Origin of the sequence: uncultured Ruminococcus sp. (assembly GCF_946415235.1) — a bacterium.
In the GTDB taxonomy this organism is placed as follows: domain Bacteria; phylum Bacillota; class Clostridia; order Oscillospirales; family Ruminococcaceae; genus Ruminococcus.
In genome coordinates this window covers 1-4,771 of the sequence record NZ_CAMKRR010000155.1, presented here as the reverse complement: position 1 = coordinate 4,771, position 4,771 = coordinate 1, and the positions used below count along the sequence as shown (strand labels likewise).

Here is a 4,771-nt window from a genome sequence, read left to right as displayed (position 1 = left end):
TCAGCGACGAGCTTGTCGTAGCTTTCTCTGGACATCTTCTTTGTTGCCATATCAATGCACTCCTTAATATTTAATAATAAATAGCATTACATATTATTATACTATACTGTGCTGAAAAAGTCAAGACCTTGCTTAGCCCTTAGCCGTTAGCCTTTAGCCGTCAGTATGGGCGGATATTATCCGCCCGCGATATACAATTACGTAACATGAGAGTATTTGTAGGGGACGCCGCCCTCGGCGTCCCGCGAAACTTGTATTCCATAAAAACACACCTCAGCAGAGATGCTGAGGTTTTTGTCATATTTAACTCCATAATATATGGTACAGGCAAGAGGGATAAATAAAAATAATCTCCCTATCCCTCTATCCCAGTAACGGTTTAAATTGATAAAGTACATTGCTTTCACGCTTTAGTGGTATAGAGAGATAGAGGTATAGAGGTATTGTATGTAGGGGTGCCCTCCTACAGATATTCTCATGTTACCTGTTGCGTGAGGCGCGGGACGCCGAGGACGGCGTTCCCTACAAGGGCACGGGCATATCCGCCGTGAAATAATTACGAATTACGCATTAACTAATGAGGTTGTGGGCTATCTCAACAGCCTTGTAATACTGGTCGTCCTGTTCCTCGGTCTCGTTTGCCATGGGAATATCGGGGGTAAGTCCGATACCGTCGTAGCAGGGCGATACAGCGGTCTGATACTTCGCAACTGTGAGAACTACTGCGCCGTTTTTGCTGAATTCCGTGGTCTTCTGCATCACGCCCTTGCCGTAGGTCTTTTCGCCAACCAGGACAGCTCCCGAAAAATCACGGAGCGAAGCCGCAAAAAGCTCTGCCGCACTTGCCGTGTTATTGTTCACGAGCACTGTCATTGGTATATCGAGCTTGTTTTCGTCGGAGTATATAAGTGTCTCGCTGTGACCGTCCTTGTACTCGGCTGTAGCGATAACGCCCTCGGGGAGCAGCGGGTCGAGACAGGAGGAGAGCATATCAATGCTTCCGCCCGCATTGTCGCGGACATCGAAAATAAGCGATTTAGCGCCGTTCGATGTGAGCCTTTCAAGTGTGTCGACAAACTTCTGAGGAGTATTCTTCTTGAAGCTGTTGACCTTTATATATCCCACGTACTCGTCAAGCATTTCGCCTGTAACGCTCTCGACTTCGATAGAGCGGCGCGAGAAGGTGTAGTCCTTGTCTATACCGCCGCGGCGGATCGTAAGTCTTATCTCTGAGCCCTCTGTGCCGCGCATGGCTTCGATAGACTGGTCAAAGCCCTCGTTGAGCACGCTCACTCCGTCAATGAGAGTGATGATGTCTCCAACGCGGATACCTGCCTCTGCAACGGGGGAGTCCTTCATTATTTCGGCAATGCGGATATATCCGCTCTCGTCCTCGTCGAGGGTAAGTCCGAGACCTATGAGCTGTCCTTCGTCCTCGTTCTGCTCGGCAAGGTACTCCTCCTGAGTGAGGTACTTTGAGTATTTATCGTCAAGTCCCGAGATATAGCCTTTCAGTATTCCGTCGCTGAGCTTGTTCTCGTCGATATCGCCGAGATAGTTCTCGCGGACGTAGGAGTCGAGGGTCTGGAGCGAATTGTACTTTTTGCCCTTTTCGTTTACGTCAACGACGGTCTTGTTGAAGCTTTGCAGCGAGAAAAATGAGGTGAGTATGAATGTTACCGCAGAAGCGATAGCTATAAGGCTCAAAGCAAAGCCGAGACTGATCTTTCTGTTCATATTATCATCGCTTTCTGACAAAAATTCGGGCAGTTGCGCGAACTGCCCTTGTTTTTATATGTTATTGTTTACGGCTGAAGATATGTACATCATTACGGACTTACATAACCCATGGGGTCTACACGGGAGCCGTTCACACGTACCTCAAAGTGGAGGTGAGCGCCTGTTGACCAGCCCGTAGTACCGATATAGCCGATGACAGTTCCCTGTTCAACGTACTGACCTACAGAAACGCAGGCACTTGAAAGATGTGCGTAAACAGTGGAGTATGTACCGTCATGTGATATGATTACGTGGTTGCCGTAGTTTCCACAGCCTCCGCACGGACAGTAGCCGTCCTTCGGGTAGTCGCAGTAGCAGGAATTATAGACCTGAATAACTGTTCCCGAGCGGGAAGCAACTGCTGCGCCGCCGTAGATGCCTGCATCGCCGACGTCTATTCCGCCGTGGAAGCCGCCCCATCTTGAACCGTAGTAGCTGGAGATATAGGTATATCCCGGAGCAGGCCATGCAAAGCCCGAAGCTCCCGCAGAAACGGGTACATATGAGGGCTGGCTTGAATAATCATAGTTCTGGATAGCCTGAGCTCTCTGAGCTGCAAGGCGGGCCTGTTCAGCCTCGTATGCTGCCTGAGCGGCAGCTGCCTGACGGGCGATCTCAGCCTGTATCTCGGCATCGAATTCAGCGTCTATAGCTGCGAGCTCGTCCTGATTTTCTCTTATCCTCTGCTGCTCGGCAGCGATACGGTCGATCTCCGCCTGAGTCTTTGCCATCTGCTCGTTGAGGATCTCCATTTCAGCCTTTTTCTCTTCCTTACGCTTTTCCTGCTCTTCCATCTTCATTTCGAGAGTAAGCTTTTCGGTCTCGAGATTTTTCTTGGACTGATCCATTTTTTCTATATCGGCAAGGATATCATTTATGAGCTGCTCGTCATAGGAAGCTATGCGGTTCACCATTTCAACTCTCGATATCATATCGTAGAAGCTGGAGGTTCCCACAACTACGGAAGCGAGGTTTTCGTTGCCCGAGATATACATATTGCAGAGACGCTTCTTGAAGAGCTCTACGTTATTGTCGATCTCTTCCTGCTGTCTGAGGATGGAGTCGTCAAGCATTTCTATGTTGAATCTTGCAGTCTCGATGTCAGCGTTTATACTGTCTATCTCCTGATTGAGGAGGTTTATATTCTCGTGGATCTTGTCGATCTGATCCATGAGGATATTCTGATACTGCTGCTCCTCAGCCTTATTGCCCTCAAGGGCGTCGAGCTGTCCCTGAAGCTCTGCTATCTTTGCTTTATTGCTGCTGATCTCTTCCTGCATTTCAGCGATAGTCAGTGCGGAAGCCTTATTTCTGGTTTTATCGTATTCAGATGTATAAGCTGCGAGCATTGAGACCGACAACGCAGAAGAGATAACAAAGGATACTCCTTTTTTGAATATATTAAGTTTTTTCATAATCAAGCTGCGTGACAGACCGTCGGGAGTAAGGTCGACGAGTCTGACAGCACACTCCTTTCACAAAAAGATTTCATATTATTCGTTCGGACATCCATATCAAACGTCGATATGCTTTCTTGTGCTTACAACACTTCCCACGGCGCCTATGAGCGAGCCTGCAACAAGGTAGCCGAGGATTATATAGGGCCTTATCTTCTCGAAGGGGATAAGACTTCCCACACCGAAGGTATTCATAAGCATACCCTGCTCTGTGAGCATATTATAAGCCGAGCGGTATATCGCCCATGTGATGAAATATGCGCCTGCGCCTGCAAAGAAGCCCGTTACCATGCCCTCTACGAAGAACGGCATACGGATAAACGCATTTGTAGCGCCGACATACTTCATTATCTGTATCTCCTCACGGCGGGCAAAAACGCTTGCCTTTGTGGTATTGGAAATAATTATCATTGCAACTATGGCAAGTGCGAATATTACTGCGCCTGCTATAATTGAAACAACTTTTCGCAGCTCTCTGAGGAACTCTGCAACCTGCGGAGAGGCGGAAGCGCTCTGGATATTTGTGATAGAGCTTATCTGGCTGACGGTATCTGTGATCTTGTCGTTGTTCTTGACTGTTACGCTGAATCCGTCAGGCATAAAGCTTGCGTCATCACCGATATAATCGTTGAAGATGACCTCAGCGCTTGGAAGGCTTGCCTTCTGTCTTTCGAGAGCCTCTTCCTTGGATATGAACTTGATGGTGGCAACATTGGGGATAGCCTTTATGGCTTCCTCGGCAGCGGTATTCTCTTCGTCAGTAGTACCCTGATCCATGATAACCACTACTTCGTTCTGACTTCCGAGGCCCTTTATCATGGAATTGAGGTTGATATAGAAGAGACCTGCAATTCCAACGAGAAGAAGGGAGATGAGCAGTACGCAGAATGTGGCGAATGCCATCATTTTATTCTTCCATATGTTTTCCACGCCCTGATCGGCGAGGTATCTGAAACCGCTCAGCTTCATACCGCACCTCCTTCCGTTTTGTCGGAGAGTGCAGCAAGTATCTCCTCGGGAGTCTCACCCTCGGGTATCTTGGGGAGCTCCTGTGTGATGTCCACGTCGATATTCTCCTTTACGGGCTTCATAAGCTCCTTTTCGGGCTTTTCCGGCTCGGGAACTCCTCCTATAGCGGAGATTATATCGTCTGCGGTCATATTTTCGATGGGGAGCTCGATATTGTCCTCGGTATTTACATCAGCGCGGACATTATCGTTGAAATGCTCGGCTTCGCTTACGGCTGCTGCCATAGCGTCGGCAGGCATTTCCGCATCCATATCTGCAAGGAGCTCGTCGCCTGCGCCCGAGATGACCTCGTCAAAGACGATCTCGCCCTCTGTGATATTTATGATGCGTCCGCCGAAGTGACGTACCAGATCGTGCTCATGAGTTACCATGAGTATAGTAGTACCCTGATCGTTTATGCCCTTGAGGAGCTCTACGATCTCGTAGGAGAGCTCGGGGTCGATATTACCCGTAGGCTCGTCTGCGATGATGAGCTGAGGGTCGTTTACCAGCGCTCTTGCAATGGC

Annotated in this window: 3 protein-coding genes and 1 pseudogene; all 4 read right to left on the bottom strand. The window is 48.8% G+C overall.

Features of this window, described 5'->3' with window-relative positions:
• Nucleotides 1–570: 570 nt before the first annotated feature.
• Entirely contained in the window at nt 571–1,737 is a 1,167-nt protein-coding gene (locus Q0R37_RS15190; protein ID WP_294755429.1) for a S41 family peptidase, read from the bottom strand.
• A 92-nt stretch (nt 1,738–1,829) separates the two neighbouring features.
• A complete protein-coding gene (locus Q0R37_RS15185; RefSeq protein WP_294755428.1) occupies nt 1,830–3,194 on the bottom strand; it encodes a M23 family metallopeptidase in 1,365 nt (454 codons plus the stop codon).
• 99 nt (nt 3,195–3,293) lie between these two features.
• Nucleotides 3,294–4,205 (bottom strand): permease-like cell division protein FtsX, encoded by a 912-nt coding sequence (gene ftsX, locus Q0R37_RS15180; protein ID WP_294755426.1) that lies wholly within the window; start codon nt 4,203–4,205, stop codon nt 3,294–3,296.
• A 323-nt stretch (nt 4,206–4,528) separates the two neighbouring features.
• Nucleotides 4,529–4,771, bottom strand: a pseudogene (locus Q0R37_RS15175) (cell division ATP-binding protein FtsE); the annotation flags it as partial.